The 18,629-nt window shown below is 64.3% G+C and carries 17 protein-coding genes and 1 pseudogene; 9 read left to right on the top strand and 9 right to left on the bottom strand.

The window, feature by feature from the left end; genetic code table 11:
• Positions 1–163 precede the first annotated feature (163 nt).
• Positions 164–1,390, top strand: coding sequence for an acyltransferase family protein (locus TSA1_RS00830; RefSeq protein WP_245448064.1), 1,227 nt, complete (start codon positions 164–166; stop codon positions 1,388–1,390).
• Positions 1,391–1,405: 15 nt separating this feature from the next.
• Here TSA1_RS00830 and TSA1_RS00825 read toward each other — a convergent pair whose 3' ends face one another.
• The 4 genes and pseudogenes from TSA1_RS00825 to TSA1_RS00815 form a co-directional block, all read right to left on the bottom strand.
• Positions 1,406–2,686 carry an amidohydrolase family protein gene (locus TSA1_RS00825; RefSeq protein WP_100174677.1) on the bottom strand — a complete coding sequence of 427 codons (1,281 nt, stop codon included), beginning with the start codon at positions 2,684–2,686 and terminating at the stop codon, positions 1,406–1,408.
• A 255-nt stretch (positions 2,687–2,941) separates the two neighbouring features.
• Positions 2,942–3,796, bottom strand: a complete 855-nt coding sequence (locus tag TSA1_RS00820; RefSeq protein ID WP_100174676.1) for an SDR family NAD(P)-dependent oxidoreductase — start codon at positions 3,794–3,796, stop codon at positions 2,942–2,944.
• A gap of 330 nt (positions 3,797–4,126) precedes the next feature.
• The gene (locus TSA1_RS38720) at positions 4,127–4,435 is read right to left on the bottom strand and encodes a hypothetical protein (RefSeq protein WP_145984254.1); all 309 of its coding nucleotides are present in this window, start codon (positions 4,433–4,435) and stop codon (positions 4,127–4,129) included.
• Between the two features lie 161 nt (positions 4,436–4,596).
• A pseudogene (locus TSA1_RS00815) lies at positions 4,597–4,806 on the bottom strand (MFS transporter); the annotation flags it as partial.
• 282 nt (positions 4,807–5,088) lie between these two features.
• Between TSA1_RS00815 and TSA1_RS00810 the strand changes: the two are divergent.
• The gene (locus TSA1_RS00810; RefSeq protein ID WP_100180904.1) at positions 5,089–7,023 is read left to right on the top strand and encodes an AI-2E family transporter; all 1,935 of its coding nucleotides are present in this window, start codon (positions 5,089–5,091) and stop codon (positions 7,021–7,023) included.
• A 163-nt stretch (positions 7,024–7,186) separates the two neighbouring features.
• On the opposite strand, the gene TSA1_RS00805 is transcribed toward TSA1_RS00810, so the two are convergent.
• Positions 7,187–8,425, bottom strand: coding sequence for an MFS transporter (locus TSA1_RS00805; protein WP_100174675.1), 1,239 nt, complete (start codon positions 8,423–8,425; stop codon positions 7,187–7,189).
• A 129-nt stretch (positions 8,426–8,554) separates the two neighbouring features.
• On the opposite strand from TSA1_RS00805, the gene TSA1_RS00800 reads away from it, so the two are divergent.
• Positions 8,555–9,139, top strand: a complete 585-nt coding sequence (locus tag TSA1_RS00800) for a TetR/AcrR family transcriptional regulator (protein ID WP_100180903.1) — start codon at positions 8,555–8,557, stop codon at positions 9,137–9,139.
• 992 nt (positions 9,140–10,131) lie between these two features.
• Here TSA1_RS00800 and TSA1_RS00795 read toward each other — a convergent pair.
• Together TSA1_RS00795 and TSA1_RS00790 are read right to left on the bottom strand one after the other, a co-directional pair.
• The gene (locus tag TSA1_RS00795) at positions 10,132–11,505 is read right to left on the bottom strand and encodes a PleD family two-component system response regulator (protein WP_100174674.1); all 1,374 of its coding nucleotides are present in this window, start codon (positions 11,503–11,505) and stop codon (positions 10,132–10,134) included.
• 14 nt (positions 11,506–11,519) lie between these two features.
• Entirely contained in the window at positions 11,520–11,885 is a 366-nt protein-coding gene (locus TSA1_RS00790) for a response regulator (RefSeq protein WP_007603272.1), read from the bottom strand.
• Between the two features lie 242 nt (positions 11,886–12,127).
• Here TSA1_RS00790 and TSA1_RS00785 point away from each other — a divergent pair, with 242 nt between their 5' ends.
• Genes TSA1_RS00785 through TSA1_RS00775 form a run of 3 tightly spaced genes read left to right on the top strand, consistent with a single transcriptional unit; the run spans position 12,128 to position 14,114 of the window.
• A complete protein-coding gene (locus TSA1_RS00785) occupies positions 12,128–12,439 on the top strand; it encodes a DUF3572 domain-containing protein (protein ID WP_100174673.1) in 312 nt (103 codons plus the stop codon).
• A complete protein-coding gene (locus tag TSA1_RS00780) occupies positions 12,436–13,725 on the top strand; it encodes a DNA polymerase IV (RefSeq protein ID WP_100174672.1) in 1,290 nt (429 codons plus the stop codon). Before TSA1_RS00785 ends, TSA1_RS00780 begins: the two co-directional genes overlap by 4 nt.
• Positions 13,725–14,114 (top strand): ACT domain-containing protein, encoded by a 390-nt coding sequence (locus TSA1_RS00775; protein ID WP_100174671.1) that lies wholly within the window; start codon positions 13,725–13,727, stop codon positions 14,112–14,114. Before TSA1_RS00780 ends, TSA1_RS00775 begins: the two co-directional genes overlap by 1 nt.
• 109 nt (positions 14,115–14,223) lie before the next feature.
• Here TSA1_RS00775 and TSA1_RS00770 read toward each other — a convergent pair whose 3' ends face one another.
• Both TSA1_RS00770 and TSA1_RS00765 read right to left on the bottom strand, forming a co-directional pair.
• Positions 14,224–14,625, bottom strand: a complete 402-nt coding sequence (locus tag TSA1_RS00770) for a RidA family protein (protein ID WP_100174670.1) — start codon at positions 14,623–14,625, stop codon at positions 14,224–14,226.
• Positions 14,626–14,880: 255 nt separating this feature from the next.
• Positions 14,881–15,741 (bottom strand): cell envelope integrity EipB family protein, encoded by an 861-nt coding sequence (locus tag TSA1_RS00765; RefSeq protein WP_100174669.1) that lies wholly within the window; start codon positions 15,739–15,741, stop codon positions 14,881–14,883.
• A gap of 248 nt (positions 15,742–15,989) precedes the next feature.
• Between TSA1_RS00765 and TSA1_RS00760 the strand changes: the two genes are divergently transcribed.
• From TSA1_RS00760 to TSA1_RS00750, 3 genes are all read left to right on the top strand, one after another.
• Positions 15,990–16,457, top strand: coding sequence for a RidA family protein (locus TSA1_RS00760; RefSeq protein ID WP_014494672.1), 468 nt, complete (start codon positions 15,990–15,992; stop codon positions 16,455–16,457).
• A 6-nt stretch (positions 16,458–16,463) separates the two neighbouring features.
• Entirely contained in the window at positions 16,464–17,210 is a 747-nt protein-coding gene (locus tag TSA1_RS00755) for a glycerophosphodiester phosphodiesterase (protein WP_100174668.1), read from the top strand.
• 147 nt (positions 17,211–17,357) lie between these two features.
• Positions 17,358–18,596, top strand: a complete 1,239-nt coding sequence (locus tag TSA1_RS00750) for a GNAT family N-acetyltransferase (protein ID WP_100174667.1) — start codon at positions 17,358–17,360, stop codon at positions 18,594–18,596.
• Positions 18,597–18,629 lie beyond the last annotated feature (33 nt).

Below are 18,629 nucleotides of genomic sequence, written 5' to 3'. Positions count from 1 at the left end.
GAGTTGTCATAACCGCGATGATCTGTCTTCGGCCGCAGAGCTCGGGCAACGTTACCCGACAGCGACGGACCAAGTGTGACCAACGTCGCAGAGCGCCATAGGCGCCTTCACTAATTCCAGCGGGATCGTTGCATGAACCCGGTCCACTGCCGTGAAGAGCCATTTGTCCCTGCTGGATCCGCTGCGCTTCGCCGCCGCGCTCGGCGTTGCCATTTTTCACCAGATGTTCTGGTCCTGGGCCTGGACCTCGATCGGCGTCCCGGGCTTTGAACGCACCGTCGCCGCCGATGTTCTCTACCCCTCCGCCGCAGCCTTCACCTGGTTCGGCTGGGTCGGCGTCGAGATCTTCTTCGTCATCTCCGGTTTCGTCATCGCCAATTCGGCGAGCCAATCTTCGCCCGGCGCGTTCCTTCTCGGCCGCGCACTCAGGCTTTATCCGGCAGTCTGGGTCTGCGCCACTGCGACCTTGCTCGTTCTGCTGCTCTTCGGCAGCGGCCCGGCCTCCGAGCTCATCCTGCCCTACGTCCACGCCATGCTGATGGTGCCCAAGGGCGTCACGGGTCAGTGGCTCGACGAGGTCTATTGGACGCTGGCCGCCGAGACCGCGTTTTATGGCCTCGTATTTTGCGCCATGCTGACGCGGAGGATCACCCTGCGGCACCTGGCCTTTGGTCTCACCATCTACAGCGCCATCTTCAACGCCGCCGCGCTGCTGGTGATGTCGTGCACGACGCCATCCGACCTGCCCTATCTCGTCATCCTGATGTTCCGGGTGCCGTGCGCGGCCTTCCTGCTCAGCCATGGCTGCTTCTTCGCGCTGGGAATCTGGCTGTTCATCTCCGCGAACAGGGAACTGACGGCGCTCGAGAAGATCGCCTTGGCCGTCACCTGTGTCTCGGGCGCAGCGGAGATCTACTTCTTCGCCTCGTTCTTCCTGACCTCGATCCCCGCCATCGCGGATCAATCCGCGCTTGCGCCGATCATGGTCTGGTCGGCCGCGGTGCTGCTGATCGCCCTCGCCGCGAGGCGAAACAGGCACGCTGCGGACACCGCCTCTCCTGAAGCACCGGCCTATTTGCGAACGTTGGGACTGATCACCTACCCGCTCTATCTCACCCACAACGTCATTGGTGCGGCGATCATTCGTGCGCTGGTCGAGGCCGGCCTGGACCCGACCTCGGCTCTCTGGATCGCGCTGGCCCTTCTGATCCTGGTCTGCTGGTTCATTTGCGCGAAGATCGAGCCAGCGGTCAGGCGCGCGCTGACCGAAGTCCTTGCGCATTTCGGAACGCTGCCGCAGCGGCAAGCGGCACCGCGCCGCTCAGTGTTGGCCCGCGGGCTGCGCCTTCCGCGGCCCGTCGCAGTCAAGGTGAGCGTCGCGGCGTCCTAGCTGCTCTCTGCCGTCTTACCTCACCGCGAACGGCGCCTGATAAGGCCGCCCGAACGGGACGCCGTTGATCACGGTCTGGATCGGCTTGAGATAGGCCTTCCCCTCCCTCTTGTTGTTGCGGGTGTCGACGAAGCTGACCGGCCCCTCCACCAGCTCCATGATGGCGACATCGCCGGGCGCACCGACTTGCAGCGTGCCGATCTTCGGCGCCCGGTCGATGATCTTCGCCGGCGCCGTGGTCGCCATCGCGACCACCTGCTCCAGCGTGAAACCGAGAATCATGAACTTGCTCATCACGTTGGGCAGGAACGGAATGCCGGGCGAATTGCCGGAGAAGACGTGGATGTCGGAGGAGATCGTGTCCGGCGTGCAGCCGCCGGGGATCGCCACTTCCGCCACGGTGAAATCGAAGCTGCCGCCGCCGTGACCGACGTCGAACATGACGCCGCGCTGCTTGGCGGCAAGGGCCGCCGGCAGCAGCTTGCCGTCCTGGACGATGTTGGTGAAGACGTTCGACATGTTGGGCGCGCCTGAATAGGCGTGCGTCAGCACGTCGCCCGGGCGGAGCAGGTCGAGAATCTGCGACATCAGCTCCTTGGTTTCGACGCCGCCGATATGCACCATCATCTTCGCCGGCCAGCCGCACATCTCGCAAGCCTGGATGCCGCGCTTCAGCGGCTCGAGCCCGTGCTTGTAGATCACATTCTCCGACATCCGCACCTTGACCCCGAGCAGGAAGTCGGCGTTCTCGGCGAGCGCCATCGCGCAGGCTTCGGTCTGGGCGACGTCGATATTGTACAGCTCGGCGGCCGGGAACGCCGACAGGCCGTTATTGGCGATGTGGACGAAGGCGTACATCCGCGCCCGCGTCTGCGCCACGATGAACCGACGCAGCGCCGCCAGATTGTTGACCCCGGCATCACCCGCCGAGACGACGGTCGTCGTCGCCTGGAATTGCACCAATTCGTCGGCGGGAATGCCGATCGCCGAGCCGTAAGGATAGACGTGGGAATGCAGATCGATGAGACCGGGCATCACGAGCTTGCCTGAGGCGTCGATGCTCTTCAGCGCACGCTCGGCGGGGATCGTCTCCTGCACCGTCTCGACGACGCCCCAGCGGATGCCGATGTCGCGTCTGGCGCGCAGCGACTGGCTGGGGTCGAGCACCTCGCCGCCGCGGATCACCAGATCGTACTTGTCGTTCGGCCCCATCGCGGCCCGCACCGGCGCGGTGAGGCCGACGGCGGCAGCGGATGTCGAGAGTGCCAGGAAATCGCGGCGTGACAACGCGGACATGATGGTCCCCCCCTGTGGCCTTTTGTTTGCGGCTATGGCCGGATTCGGCGAGCAGCTCCGCCTTTGGCGCCAACGCAGGCGTTCAGCGATGGGCCAAAACCATTGTGCTCGGAGCACCGATCCTATGACTGGATACGAGCCCTGAGGAGCGGCGAAATTTTCGAGAACCGCATGAACCTTCTCGAAGCAGCATCGACTAAGCGCCCGCATCCGCTGGGTCGCTTGGTGACCAGGGCCTCTGAGCAGACACGAGAGCTAGCGTCGCGGCGTTCGGCCGCGGATGCGGTCGAAGCCCTGCTTGATCGCTGCGAAGCGCTCGTCGATGAAGGGTTCGTGCTCGGTATCGGTGAAAATGTAAGGCCAGTCGTTCTCGATGGCCTCGCAGACCAGCTCGCCCACATAGAGCGGATCAATGCCGCAGCTGATCCGTTCCTGGAATACCTTGATGAACTCGGCGCGGGGGCCTTCCGTCGGCGGAGGATTGCCGACCGCCCCGGCAAATCGCTGCGGCACATTGCGCCGGGAGTTCATGATCTGCGTGCGGACTATGCCCGGACACAGAACGGAGACCCCGATCTTCCTTGGCGCGAGGACCTTACGCATCCCTTCTGACAGCGCCACCACTCCGTATTTGCTCACATCGTACGCTGGGCTTGTTCCCGTAATCAGGCCGGCGACGGACGCTGTGGAAACGACCTGCCCTCCTTCATCGTGCGCTTCGATCAGCGGACCGAAAATCTCGAAGCCCCAGATTACCGATCTCAGGTTGACGCCGAGGACCCAGTCCCAGCCTGCATCAGTCCACTCACCATAGGGGCCACCGCCCCCGACGCCCGCATTATTGACCAATATGTGGATCTTGCCGTACCGCGCGACGGCCGCGTCCGCTGCCGCTTGAAGCTCGCCTTTGAGCGAGACATCGGCTTTCACGCCATCGACGTCGACGTTGGTCCCTGTCTTCAGGTCCGCGACCGCCTTCTTCAGCGCCTCTTCCTCGATGTCGCAGAGCATGACCTTCACCCCCGCCTGCGACAGCGCGGTCGCGATGCCAAGGCCGATCCCCGAGGCAGCGCCTGTCACGAAGGCGGTCCGTCCAGCCAGGTCTTTCATGGGCTTGCCCTCTTGCTTTCGATGAACAAATTTGTCGCCAAGCCACGCCGCAGAGTGCCGAAATGAACTCGCGTCGTCTCACGCACCCTGCGCCAAGCCTGGGAAAATCGATCGCCAGTTTCAAATTAGCACAGTGGAAACCGGATGGATAACGAGGATGGGGTCGGCTTTCGGAAGCGTTGGCTCCACGCCGACCATGACATTCGCGTCGGTTTGGCCGAGTGGCTCCGACTTCCGCTCTCCTCCTACAAACAGTCATCGTTACCGGACGTCGACAGATCTCAAACGGGCCATAAGGCGACATAACATGCTTGGGCTTTATTCTGGGAGCTACCGGGATTTCGGCGGTTCCGGTGCCTCAGAAAATGCCTTTCGAAAAGCTGGCAGCCTATCTGCTAGACCCATGTTTTCGGCGGCTCGCTCCAGATCACGCCAAAACCCACCACGGGCAGAGATGAGATGACCCAGTTCTTCGAGGACATCGAGAGCTAACTCGAGTTCATTGTGCTCCAGAAACTCGTGGTATTGGGTCAAACGTGCTGCATATTCCCGCTCGTGGCCTACGGGCAGCGCGCGCCGCGCACGCTCAAGCAGCGCTTCGGTAATCTTCCAGCTCTTGACTAACTTAGGGTCTGACATTCCATCGCTCTAACAGGCGTTGCGTCTCACCTTCGCCCACTCGCGATACAGCTTGCATGCAGTCCTCGATGACCGCAATGGGTCACAAGCTGTCGATTGCGACGAAGCAACGCGGCGTCCGCTCCAAACTCTGAAGCGGACGTTTGAGGCCCTCCTCGCGCCTACGCCGTCCGCAGCACCGGCGCCGGCGGTTGCGACAGCCTGGCGAGCGCGAACGCGACCTGCACGATGCCGCCGGCAAGGCCGAGCGCGACGCCAATGCGCCAGGCTATGGTGTAGGCGCCGAGCGCGTCGTAGAGCACCCCTCCTCCATAGGCACCGAGGAAGCTGCCGGTCTGGTGGCTCTTGAAGGCGAGGCTCTGGATCATCGCCCCTCCCCAGCCCGGCGCGAGTGAGGTGTGCGTTGTGCCACTTCATAGCTCACAGGGAACCTTTTCAGGGTGGAGCGGTTGGCGTGCGATGGCGCGACCGGAGGTACGGCCGCCGCTGATGAAGACCGCGTGGACCAGTGCCCTGAGCGGCTGTCCGATGCAGTGTCGTCCTGCGCCCCCGCAGCTGAAATCGGTGCACGCTCAGCGGACGACGGGGACAGGGACAGCAAAATGAGGCCTGTAGCGCGACAGCCCTTCAAACCTCGCACTCCCGAAGAACTGATGGCGCTGCTTGGTGCAGTCGCGACCGCGATTCTGACTGTCATCATTATCGCGATGCTCTATTTCGGCCGGGATATCTTCGTGCCCGTTGCGCTGGCTATTCTTCTCAGCTTCGTGCTGGCGCCGCTGGTCGGACTATTGCAACGGATCCATGTCCCACGGGGATTGGCAGTCGTGAGCGTGGTTGTCGTTGCGTTTATGCTGATCTTCGCGATGGGAAGCCTTCTCGCCACTCAGCTGACGCAGCTGGCCGGAGATCTGCCCCGATATCAATCGACGATCAGCGAAAAGATCCAGGCTTTTCGGGATACCAAGGCCGGGAGGAGCACGCTGGAGCGTGCTTCCGATATGCTGAAGGGTCTCAGCAAGGAGCTCGATAAACCGAAGGATACCCCATCCGTGCCCAGGACTGGCATAGTCCCTGGCTCAAATGCCTCCGCGCCACCGGTCCCGGTCGAGGTACGCCAGCCCGATCCGGGCGCGTTGGAAAGTCTGCGAACCTTGATTTCTCCGCTCATTCATCCGCTCGCGACCACCGGCATCATCATCATTTTCGTCATATTCATTCTTATTCAACGTGAAGATCTTCGTAACCGCTTCATTCGGCTGGCGGGCTCGTCGGATCTGCAGCGTACGACCGCTGCGCTGGACGATGCAGCGAGCCGCCTCAGCAAGCTGTTTCTGACCCAGCTCATCCTGAACGGCGCATTCGGCGTCGTGATCGGCACTGGCCTCTGGTTCATCGGAATCCCGAGCGCGATTCTTTGGGGCATCCTCGCGGCTGCGCTTCGCTTCGTTCCCTATGTCGGCGCCGTTATCGCCGCCGCATTCCCGCTGGCGCTCGCGGTGGCCATCGATCCCGGCTGGTCGATGCTGCTTTGGACTCTCGCTCTGTTTCTCGTCGTTGAACCGCTCGTGGGCCATGTCGTCGAGCCGATGGTTTACGGGCGCAGCACGGGGCTTTCGCCCGTTGCCGTGGTCGCGTCGGCAACGTTCTGGACAGCGCTTTGGGGACCAATTGGGCTCGTTCTTGCGACCCCCCTCACGATATGCCTCGTGGTGCTCGGGCGGCATGTGGAGCGATTGGAATTTCTCGACGTCATGTTCGGAGACCGGCCGGCGCTTTCTCCTCCGGAAATATTCTATCAGCGGATGCTGGCGGGGGATCCGACCGAAGCGGCCGAAAAAGCCGAAGAGTTCCTGAAAGAGCGTTCGCTGGCTTCGTATTATGATGAGGTGGCCCTGAAGGGTTTGCAGCTGGCGCAAGCCGACGCCGAGCGCAATACGCTCGACCAGGAACGTCTCACGAAGATTCGAGGCGCCGTCAGCGAATTTGCCGCCGATCTTGCCGATCAGGACGAACGGCCGCCAACGAAGAGCAGTTCAACCACCGATGCGGAAGCATCGTCGGCAGTGGAAGGCGTTGCAGAGAATGCCGCCAATGAACACTTGCCTTACCTCCGCAGAGAGAGTCTCCCGCCGGATTGGCAGGGTGAACACCCCGTCCTGTGCGTGGCCGGACGCACCCTGATCGATGAGGCGGCCGCGATCATGCTGGCTCAGCTCTCGACTGAGCACGGCCTCGCTGCGCGAGTCGAAGGGGCAACATCGCTTTCCACAACGAATGTCTTTCGCCTGGATACAACGGGCGTTGCGATCGTCTGCGTGGTCTATCTCGATGCCCACTCTGCGGCACACATGCGGTACTCCGTCCGGCGTCTGAGGCGGAAATTGCCGAAGGCAACCATCATCCTGGGTTGCTGGGTCAAAGACATTGACCCGGCTGCCCTGGAACTGCTTCGGGAAGGCACTAGAGCTGACCTCGTTGCGACGAGCATCGGCGAAGCTGTCAGGCTGTGCATCGAAGCGACGGGGATAACGGAACAGGGACACGAAGCCCCCGGGCAGGATAAATCCACGACGGCTGCGGCGTGAGATTTTCCCTCGCGGCCATCGGTTGCACGAGGGAGCCATTATCCCAAGAGCTGTTCATCCAGCTGCAGATGTCATCCTGATGCGCCCGCACAATTAGCAGCGCTTCAACGACAGACCCTGACTGCAGAGCGCAGCTCGACGGGCTTGCGCTGCCCTCTTCCTGCTACGCCGTCCGCAACACCGGCGCCGGCGGCTGCGAGGGCCTGACAAGCGCGAACGCCACCTGCACGATGCCGCCGGCAAGGCCGAGCGCCACGCCGATGCGCCAGGCCATGGTGTAGGAGCCGAGCGCGTCGTAGAGCACCCCGCCTCCGTAGGCGCCGAGGAAGCTGCCGATCTGGTGGCTCATGAAGGCGAGGCCCTGGATCATCGCCTGCCAGCGCAGGCCGAACATCTCGGCGACGGCGCCCGCGACCAAGGGGCCAACGCCCATCCAGAGGAAGCCCATGATGGCGCCGAACAGCAGCGTCGAGAACGGCGTCGCCGGCAGCACGAAATACCAGGCGAGCGCGAGCGAGCGCAGGATGTAGATGCCGCCCAGCAGCGCCAGCTTGTTCCAGCGCTGGCCGGCCCAGCCGAAAAACAGCGAGCCCAGCACGTTGAAGCCGCCGATCATGCCGAGCGTCTGCGCGCTGAGCATCGGGTCGAGGCCGCAGATCGCCAGATACGAGGGCAGATGCGTGGTGAGGAAGACGAGCTGCATGCCGCAGACGAGATAGGCGCAGGTCATCACCACGAAGGAAGCATTGCCGAACGCGGTTCTCGCCGCCGTTGCGGCCGAGGCGTCGCCGATGTCATCGGCGGCCGGCTTCGGCAGCGGGATCTTGTCGACGCGGCCCGCGTACCACGCCGCGGGAATCATCAGCACCGACATCACGACGAAGCCGGCAAGCCCGATGCGCCAGCCGAAGCCCTCGTTGAGCAGCTGTCCGATCGGCGCCGACAGCAGCGCGCCGAGCGAGCCGGCGCCGGAGACGATGCCGAGCACGGTGGAGCGCACCGTTGCGGGCACCGCGCGCGCCGCCACCGACATCGCGATCGCGGCAGCAGTGCAGGCCATCGACGTCCCGATCAGCACGCCGCCGCCGATCATGATGCTGACGAGGCCGCCGGCGGTCGCCATCAGCGCGAGCCCTGCGATGTACATCAGCGAGCCCACGATCATGATGGGACGAAAGCCGTAGCGCACCGTCATGGCGCCGGCGAGCGGCTGCAGGAAGCCCCAGGCGAGGTTCTGCACCGCCAGCGCCAGCGTGAAATCCGAGATCGAGATGTGAATGTCGTGCGTCAGCGGCTGCATGAAGATGCCGAGGCTCTGCCGCAGCCCCATGCTCAACGTCAGCATGATGGAGGCGCCGATCAGGATGGGCAATGTCGGACGCAGGACCTGCAACAGGGGCATTTTCTTCTCCCTCGTGGGCACGGCGCCAACGCCGTCGTCTGCTTTTGCCGCTGATTTTGGTTACACAGACCTGTGTACTTAGGCTATGAATGGCTGTTGCTGTCAAGCGAACAGGATGCATTCCGCTGCATGGCTCCCCCGCCCGCCCCACAGACGATGAAAGAGCGGATCCTTCAGACCGCCGACAAGCTGTTCTATCTGCAGGGCATTCGCGCGGTCGGCGTCGATACCATCGCGGCCGAGATCGGCATCAGTAAGCGCACGCTGTACAACCACTTCCCTTCCAAGGACGCGCTGATCGCAGCGTACCTCGAGCGCCGCTTCGTCCACGCCCGCCCCTCCGACAAGCCGCCGGCCGAACAGATTCTCGCGACCTTCGATTCGCTGGAGCGGCGCTTCGCGGCGAAAGATTTTCGCGGTTGCCCGTTCGTGAACGCGGTGGCCGAGCTCGGGCCAACGGACCGCGCGGTGAAGAAGATCGCGGTGGCCTTCAAGGAGAGCCGCCGCCTCTGGTTTCGCGACCGGCTGAACGAGCTCGGCGTTGCCGATGCGGACGCGCTGGCGACGCAGCTCGTGCTGCTGGTCGACGGCTCCATCGCGCAGGATCTCGTGCGTGATGATCCCGCCATGGCGCGCGCCGCGAAGGAAGCGGCGAAGGTGCTGTTGCGCAATGCGGGGGTGGATGTGGGGGATGAGGCGGAGAGCGAGGCGTAGGCGCGCTCAACGCTGGCGGGCTCCCTGAGGGAGTGGACAACAATCTGCTCGCCAACCTAAGATTGGAGGCCGAGATGGGGGGCATGATATGAAGCGCCTGGTTGCAGCCGCCTTCGTGATGACTTTGCTGTCAGACTTGGCTCCTGCCAATGCGCAGAACCTCGCCCTATCACCATGTACTCGCTACACAGCCCCAGGCACCTCCTGCGCATGTAATCACGGAGTGATGCGCGGACGTAATGCGTGGGGCAAGCCGGGCTGGCACATGGACGAGCGGCAGCACATGATCAGGGATGGATGGAGCGCAACTTACTACAAGGGCACCCACAACGCTGTGTGTTCTCGGTCGTAAATGGTTTGCTGCCCTGAGAGGAGTGACGGCAATCCCTGAAGGGGGCGGACCAACGGCCCCGAGCTACAGAACATCGAGCAGGGACCGATATGTCTCTGCATGAAAACATCGACATCTCGCGCAGCATTTCTGCGCAACGGGAAACCTAAAGCGCGTAGGATGGGTTGAGCCCTTGCGAAACCCATCTCTTCCCGATTGCCGCTCTAAGCAATCGCGGCCATTATCGGACTGATCGCCCGCGCAATCGGCTGAATAGCGCGGATGGGTGGAGCGGAAGCGAAATCAATCGATTTGTGTTGTGATAGTGATGGGTTTCGCGAAGAGCTCAACCCATCCTACGAGCTGGACGTGAAGCTCGGTAGTAGGATAGCTGTCGCTCCCCCAAGGAGAAGGACCGAGATATCAGCTACGAGACTACTGATCCCACCATGAAGGAGAGCGGAAGCCCCAAGGCTTGCGCGAGCAGCTTATGGCTTCGTCAAGCCCAGCCGCAGCATAGTTTGCGCGCGATCCTGTTTTGCCCGACGCGTCAAAGCACGCGGTCCTCGGGCGCCATTTTCGCCAGGCCTAACCCATTGATTCCGCCAGCAGCTTCTACTGTGCATGGGGTTGTTTTCGCAAATTTTGCGCAGGCCGGCCCTCACGCCGCTTGCGACACCACCCGATTGCGCCCGTCGTGCTTGGCGCGGTAGAGCGCGGTATCGGCGCGCTTGAGGACGTCGGCGACCGCCTCGCCCTTCTGCTCCAGCGTGGTGAGGCCGATCGAGATCGTGACCTCGATGCGCTTGGTGCCCTTGTGGATCGCGAACGGCTCGCCCGCGATCGAGCGGCGCAGGCGCTCGGCGACCATGCCGGCGACATGGAGATCGGTCTCGGGCATCACGATGACGAATTCCTCGCCGCCGTAGCGGCAGGCGAGATCGATGCCGCGGATCGACTTGCGAACCCGCACCGCGAATTCGCGCAGCACGTCGTCGCCGGCATCGTGGCCGTAATTGTCGTTGATCGACTTGAAGAAGTCGATGTCCAGGATCATCAGCGCCAGCGGCTTGCCGCGGGCCGCGGCCTGCTCGGCGAGCGTTGCGAGGTGGCTCTCCATGTAGCGGCGATTGTGCAGGCCGGTGAGCGCGTCGGTGATCGCCATCTCGATCGAGTTCTGCACGTTGTCGCGCAGATGATCGGTGTAGCGGCGGCGGCGGATCTGGGTGCGCGCGCGCGCCAACAGCTCGGTCTTGTCGATCGGGCGCAGCAGATAGTCGTTGACGCCGATCTCCAGCCCACGCAGCAGCCGCGTCGAGTTCTCGGGGTCGGCGATGGCCAGGATCGGCACGTGCCGCGTGCGCTCCAGCGAGCGCGCCTGGCTGCACAGGCGCAGGCCGTCGAAATTGTTGAGGTCGAGCGAGACGATCAGGAGGTCGTAATTGCCCTCCGCGGCGTGGAACAGCGCCTCCGTCGGGTTGGGCTCGACGTCGACGGTGTGCTCGGCGGCGAGGATCGTCGCCAGCCGCTCATAGGAGGACTCGCGGTCGTCGACCAAGAGGATGCGGCCGCCCTTGCCGGTGTCGGCGACGGCGCTGCGCTCGGGCGCCTGCATGCCGATCTCGAGCGAGGTGATGGCGCGCATGCGCAGCTCATCGGTCATCATCTTCAGACGCGTCAGCGAGCGCACACGCGCGATCAGCACGACGTCGGAGACGGGCTTGGTGAGGAAGTCGTCGGCGCCCGCTTCCAGCCCGCGGTTGCGGTCGGAGGGGCTGTCGAGCGCGGTGACCATGACGACGGGAATGTGGTGCGTCGCCGGATCGGTCTTCAGGCGGCGGCAGACCTCGAAGCCGTCCATGTCGGGCATCATCACGTCGAGCAGGATGATGTCGCATTCGGCGCGGCTGGCCATCGCCAGCGCCTCGGTGCCGTTCGAGGCGGTCATCACGTCGAAATATTCGGCGGAGAGGCGAGCCTCCAACAGCTTGACGTTGGCAGGAACGTCGTCGACGACCAGGATACGCGCGGACACTGTGAACTCACTTCCTATCCGATAAAACGTCGGACCGTCTCAATGAATTTGCCGACCGAGATCGGCTTGGACAAATAGGCCTCGCAGCCGCCCTCGCGGATGCGCTCTTCGTCGCCCTTCATCGCGAACGCGGTGACCGCGACGACGGGAATGGAACGCAGCTCCGGATCGTCCTTGATCCAGCGCGTCACCTCGAGGCCGGAGACCTGCGGCAATTGGATGTCCATCAGCACGAGGTCGGGCCGCATCTTGCGCACGAGGTCGAGCGCCTCGTAGCCGTTGCTGGTGCCCGTGGTCTGATAGCCGTGCGCTTCCAACAGGTCGCGGAAGAGCTTCATGTTGAGCTCGTTGTCTTCCACGATCAGGACGGTCTTAGCCATCCCGCCCTCCTGTTTGGTCCGAAGGACCGGTACATGTGACGCCTCAGACGCCGCTTTCCGGCGTTTCGAAAACTGGATTCAAACTAGCCTCAGATTCGCTTGAGTTTCGTTAAACCCGAGGGTCGACTTTCTGCGATGTGGTTTCCAGTTGCTTGTCGGGGGTCGGAAGACTTGAGGCCGAGACTCGGGCATGATGACTTCAAAGTAGACACCGAAAGTTAACGGAAAGGCAAACCGTCCCCTTGAAAAAGCCTGTTCACAACCCCCGCGAAGTCGCTGAAATCGTTGCGATTCAGGCGCTGTCTTTCGTCGCGAGCGAACCCGAGCGGCTGGGCCTGTTCCTGGCCGAGACGGGGGTCGGTCCGGAGACCCTGCGCAATGCCGCCGGGGACCCCAATTTCCTGCTCAGCGTGCTCGATTTCGTGCTGGGCGATGACGCCACCGTGAAGGCCTTTGCCAGCTCCGCCGAACTGCACCCGACCAACGTCGCCGCAGCGCGGCAGGTCCTCGGCGACGCGCTCGGCGACCGAACCTGGGAGCGCGACGTGCCGTGACCCTCCCCGACCCGGCCGGGCCCCGCTGCTTCTGCCGGGATTGTCTGGCCGACCTGGATATGGGCGTGCGGCGCTGCGCAGCCTGCGGTTCCCCTCGCCTCGTCCGCCACCGGGCGCTCGCCTCGCTGACCATCGCCCATATCGACTGCGATGCCTTCTACGCGACGGTCGAGAAGCGGGACAATCCTGACATCGCCGACAAGCCCGTCATCATCGGCGGCGGCAGGCGCGGCGTGGTGTCGGCCGCCTGCTACATCGCGCGCACCTATGGCGTGCGCTCGGCGATGCCGATGTTCAAGGCGCTGGAAGCCTGCCCGCATGCGACCGTGATCCCGCCCGACATGGCGAAGTATGTCCGCGTCGGCCGCGAGGTGCGCCAGGCCATGCAGGCGCTGACGCCGCTGGTCGAGCCGCTCTCGATCGACGAGGCCTTCCTCGACCTCTCCGGCACCGAGCGGGTGCACGGCATGATCCCGGCCAAGGTGCTGGCGCGCTTTGCCCGCGAGGTCGAGCGCGACATCGGCATCTCCGTCTCGGTCGGCCTGTCCTGCAACAAGTTTTTGGCCAAGATCGCCTCCGACCTCGACAAGCCCCGCGGCTTCGCCGCGCTCGACCAGGAGGAAGCCCGTTTGATGCTGGCGGACAAGCCGGTCGGCTTCATCTTCGGCGTCGGCCCCGCCACGCAGGAGCGCCTCGTGCAGCGCGGCTTCCGCATCATCGCCGACCTGCAGAAGGCCGACGAGATCGAGATGATGCGGCAGTTTCCGAGCGACGGCCGCAGGCTGTGGCGGCTGGCGCGCGGCATCGACGACCGCCGCGTCGAGCCGGATCGCGGGGCCAAGACGATTTCGAGCGAAACCACCTTCGAGACCGACATCCGCGACTTCGCGACGCTGGAGAAGATCCTGTGGCGGCTGTGCGAGAAGACGTCGTCACGCCTCAAGAGCAGCGAGCTCGCCGGCTCGACCGTCACGCTGAAGCTGAAGACCGCCGATTTCCGCCAGCGCACGCGCTCGCAGTCGATCGCAGCACCGACGCAGCTCGCCGCCAAGATATTCTCGATCTGCCGCGAGATGCTGGCGAAAGAGATCGACGGCACCGCCTTCCGCCTAATGGGCGCCGGCGTCAGCGCGCTGCGCGAGGGCTCGGCATCCGACGACACCGACATGCTCGACCGCCGCGCCGCCCATGCCGAACGCGCGGTGGACAGCCTGCGCAAGAAGTTCGGCAGCGCCGCGGTGATCCGCGGCATCGCCTATGAGGGCCCGGAGAAGGCGCAGGAGTGATGACGGGTGAACGCGATCTAGGCGCGCTACTGAGGCACATGAAGCCGGAGTTGCGGCCGGGCATTTTCGTGTTCTGCACGATCGCTGCAGGCGAGACTATTCCAGCAGACCTCCATCCACTCATGACATTCCGCGAGCTGGAAGGAACGACGCTGGTCATCCGTCGCGAGGAGGCCGAAGCGGCAGGACTACGCCACGCGTTCGCCTCGCGTCTGATCACGTTGAGCGTTCACTCGGCGCTCGATGCCGTCGGCTTCCTGGCGGCGATCACGACGCGCCTGGCCGAAGCCGGCATCAGCGTGAATGCCGTGTCGGCCTTTCACCACGACCATCTCTTCGTGCCTATTGACCGGGTGGACGAGGCGATGGCGCTGCTGCGAGAGATGTAGGAGGCGAAGCACCCGTAGCCCGGAATGGAGCGCAGCGCAATCCGGGGCAGTGCATCCGCAGCGGCAGGCTTCCCGGATTACGCTGCGCTCCATCCGGGCTACAAGATCTTCAATCCGCGACCGCGATCGCCTCGATCTCGATCAGCCATTCCGGCGCGGCGAGCGCGGAGACGCCGACCAGCGTGGAGGCCGGCGGCTCCATGCCCTCGAAGAAGGCCGAGCGGGCCTTGCCGATGATCGGGCGCAGCTCCGGCTTGTAGTTCACCACGAAGGTCGTGATCTTGACGATGTTGGAATAGCTCGCGCCGGCCGCTTTCAGCGCGTGCCCGAGATTCTGCATCACCTGCGTGGTCTGCGCGGCGATGTCGCCCTCGCCGACGATCCGTCCCTCCTCGTCGGTCGAAACTTGGCCCGAGATGTAGATGGTGCGCGCGCCCGTGGCGGTGACGACGTGGGAATAGGCCGGATTGAGATGCAGGCCGCTGGGGCGGAGATGATCGATCTTGGGCATGGGCTGGCTCCCTGAGGTTTCTGGTTGGGAGGGAGCGTAGCCGGAGAGTGTGACGAGAGCTAGATGCGACGCGCAACACTCATGCCCGTCATCCTGAGGTGCGCGCCGTGCGGCGCGGAGCGGCGCATGGGAAGCCTCGAAGGATGCACGCCCCCGCTGCTACAGCCGGGCCGTCGCCCTTCGAGGGCCGCTGAAGAAGCGGCCGCCTCAGGGTGACGGTGTGGAGTGCGTGGTACGCGGCTCTAGCAGGAGCCCTCAATTACAGGGCTTGCTGTCCTTGACGTCGAACTTGCCCATCGCACCGGAAATGACGAAGTCGTTGTAGTCGAGCATGAGCTGGCGCGAGACGCCGTTCTCGTAGAGCTCGAACGACATCGCGTAAACCGGCGTCTGCTCGCCTTCCTTCTGCTGGGCCTCGCGGTCGAAATAGCTGACCGTGACGGGCCAGCGCTTGAGCGACTTCATGTGCTCGTCCGACGTCGACGGATCCGGCGAGGCGGTGCGGTCGGCGGGGATCGGCTGGCCGATCACAGTCAGCGTGTTGTAGACCTTCTGGCCGTCGTCGGAGCCGTCATAGACGGACAGCTCGAGCAGCGACTTGCCGTCCTTGGCGGCGGCGATGATGCGCTGGATCTGCTCGGTCGGGAATACGATCCTGCCGTCGAGCGTGAAGCTCTTCGGCGCCGGCAGCTTCAGCTTGACGTTGATGTGGTCGCCGTCGCGCTCGGCCGAACCATCGACCCGGCCGGCATCGGCCTCGTTCATCCGCGTCTCGATCTTGAAGCGGTAGCTTTTTCCCGCGGCGTCTTCCCAGGAGTTGGAGCGGAGGTCGCTGAGCGTGACCTTGCCCTCGCCGCTGTCGAGCTCGGAGACCTGGCGGAATTCGGAGGTGTAGCCCTCGCAGGAGCTGCCGGTGAAGTTGTAGAGGATGCGGCCCCGCGCGCTGTTGACCGAATTGGAGCGCGATTTCACCAGGCTGAGGTCATAGAGCGCCTGGTGCGACAGGAACGGACCGTTGGCGGCCTGCGCGCCCTCGCCAAGGCCTAAATCACCAAGGCCGAAACTGGCCGCCGCGAGCGTCAAGACACCGAGCGAAGTCCGGAAAAGGTGCACCATGTCTATTCCTTGGGGACGCGTCCTTGGGGGAAGCGCAGATTCGACATTTTAATGACCGTTCCATTGCGTCGCAACTGAGGCCGTTTCACGTAAAGTTGCGGCCCTGCCGTTGAACCTGCCGACTCGCCTCGACAAAAGGCGCCCCCTAGCGGGTTGCTTGCATGTGGCCGCCCGATGGGCGAAACAGGGCGCGCCCGGCCGTCTGTAGACGCGCCGGGGCGAATGATTTTTGGACAACGAGGTCGGACATGGCGGGCACGGTCGAGCAGAAGCTGGCGGAACAGGGCATCAAGCTGCACGAGGCCCCCACGCCCGTCGCCAATTACGTCCCGTTCGTGCGCACCGGTAATCTGCTGTTCGTCTCCGGCCAGGTCTGCTTCGATCCCGCCGGCAAGCTGATCGCCAAGGGCAAGCTTGGCGCCGGCGTCTCGATCGAGGACGGCGCGGCAGCCGCACGCGGCTGCGCGGTCAATCTGCTGGCCCAGGTCAAGGCGGCGCTCGGCGATCTCGACAAGGTGGTGCGCGTGGTGCGCCTCGGCGGCTTCATCAACTCGGCGCCGGACTTCCTGGATGGGCCGAAGGTGCTCAACGGCGCCTCCGACCTGATGGTCGCGGCCTTCGGTGACAAGGGCCGCCATGCCCGCACCACCGTCGGCGTCGCCTCGCTGCCCGCCGATGCGGCGGTCGAGGTCGAAGGCGTGTTCGAGGTCGCCTGACGCCAAATGCGCGCTCCGGATTGGCTGACAGCCCGGCCGGTCGCCCATCGCGGCCTGCACGACATCTCCCGCGGCATCGTCGAGAACATGCCGGGCGCGGTGCAGGCTGCGATCGCAGGCAATTTCTCGATCGAGGTCGACATCCAGCTCTCCGCCGACGGCGAGGCCATGGTGAACCACGACCATGCGCTGGGCCGCCTCACCGAGGCCACCGGCGAGGTGGTGTCGAAGACCGCCGCGGAGCTGAAGGCCGTCAAATTCAAGGACACGGACGAGCGGATGATGTCGCTCTCCGACCTCTGCGCCCTGGTCGCCGGCCGCGTGCCGCTGGTGATCGAGGTGAAGAGCCATTTCGATGGCGACCGCAAGCTGGTGAAGCGGATGGCCGAAGTGCTGGCGTCCTACCAGGGCCCGGCCGTCGGCATGTCCTTCGACCCCGACCAGGTGCTGGCGCTGCGCCAGCTCCTGCCCAACCGCCCGCGCGGCATCGTCGCGCAGCGCACCTATGAGGACGATTACTGGGCCAAGCTCACGCCGGCGCAGCGCGACAGCATGCTGTACCTGCGCCACGGTTTTCAGACCCAGCCCCACTTCGTCGCCTTCAAGGTCGACCACTTGCCCGCCCCCGCGCCCTGGATCGCCCGCAAATTGTTCGGCTGCGCCCTGCTCGGCTGGACCGTCCGCACCCCGGAGCAGCGGGCGCGGGTCGGCCAGTACGCCGATCAGATGATCTTCGAGGGCTTCGTGCCGTAGCCAGGACCATCTCTCCACGAACTCGCGGTGACGTGGGCCCCGCCTCTCCGGCGCAACGTTGAAGGAGCGCTGTGCTGTGTCCGGGGCACGAGACCTCCAATCCCACCCCCTTGAAGTCGCTGCTGCAATGCACGATCTTGGGCAACGATGGCATCATCCGAAATCACGCTCGAGGCCGTACCTTCGATTGGCGAAGTATCCCCTGAGGACTGGGACGCCTGCGCCAATCCCGGCGGCAAATGTGGGCTTGTCGCGGGAACCTCATCCACCCCTCCAGGCGATTCCCTCGGCCTCTCAACACCTGCCTATAACCCCTTCGTCTCCCACGCCTTTCTCTCGGCCGTCGAGACATCCGGTTCGGCTACCATCCGCACCGGCTGGGGACCGCGGCATCTCGTGGCCAAGATCGACGGCCGCGTCGCCGGCATCGTGCCCTGCTATCTGAAATCGCACAGCCAGGGCGAATACGTGTTCGACCGCGGCTGGGCGGACGCCTATGAGCGCGCCGGCGGACGCTATTATCCGAAGCTGCAGGTCTCGGTTCCCTTCACCCCGGCGACGGGCCCGCGCCTGCTGGTCCGCGACGGCGTCGACCGCGAGCGCGTCATGGACGCCCTGGCGAGCGGCCTCGTGGCGCTGTGCGGCGTCAGCAAGGCCTCGTCCGTCCACGTCACCTTCGCACGCGAGAGCGAGTGGAAGCTGCTCGCCGAGCACGGCTTCCTGCAGCGCACCGACCAGCAGTTCCACTGGCACAACGAGGGCTTTGCCAGCTTCGACGACTTCCTGGCGACACTGAACTCGCGCCACCGCAAATCGATCAAGCGCGAGCGGCGCGATGCACTGGCCGCCGGCATCACCATCCACTGGCTCACGGGCAAGGACATCACCGAGGACGCCTGGGACGCCTTCTTCGAATTCTACATGGAGACCGGCTCGCGCAAATGGGGCCGGCCTTACCTCACGCGGGAATTCTTCTCGCTGATCGGCGAGACTATGAGCGAGGACGTGCTGCTGGTGATGGCCCGCCGCAACGATCGCTGGATCGCGGGCGCGATCAACTTCATCGGTTCGGACACGCTGTTCGGCCGCAATTGGGGCGCGGTCGAGCATCACCCGTTCCTGCATTTCGAGGTCTGCTACTATCAGGCGATCGACTTCGCCATCAAACGCGGCCTCACCCATGTCGAGGCCGGTGCGCAAGGCGAGCACAAGATCGCGCGCGGCTACCTGCCGCGCACGACCCATTCCGCGCATTTCATCGCCGATCCCGGGCTGCGCCGCGCCGTCGGCGATTACCTCAAGCGCGAGCGCGCCTATGTCGCCGAGGCCGGACGTGAGCTCGCCGAGCTCGGCCCGTTCCGCAAAGGCATCGACGAGGCGCCTTGACGGTTTGCTGCGGCTGGTGACAGTAAGCGCAAA

Source organism: Bradyrhizobium nitroreducens, assembly GCF_002776695.1.
Lineage (GTDB): Bacteria > Pseudomonadota > Alphaproteobacteria > Rhizobiales > Xanthobacteraceae > Bradyrhizobium > Bradyrhizobium nitroreducens.
Note: the sequence above shows the minus strand (reverse complement) of the source record. Positions and strands in the feature narration are given on the sequence as shown.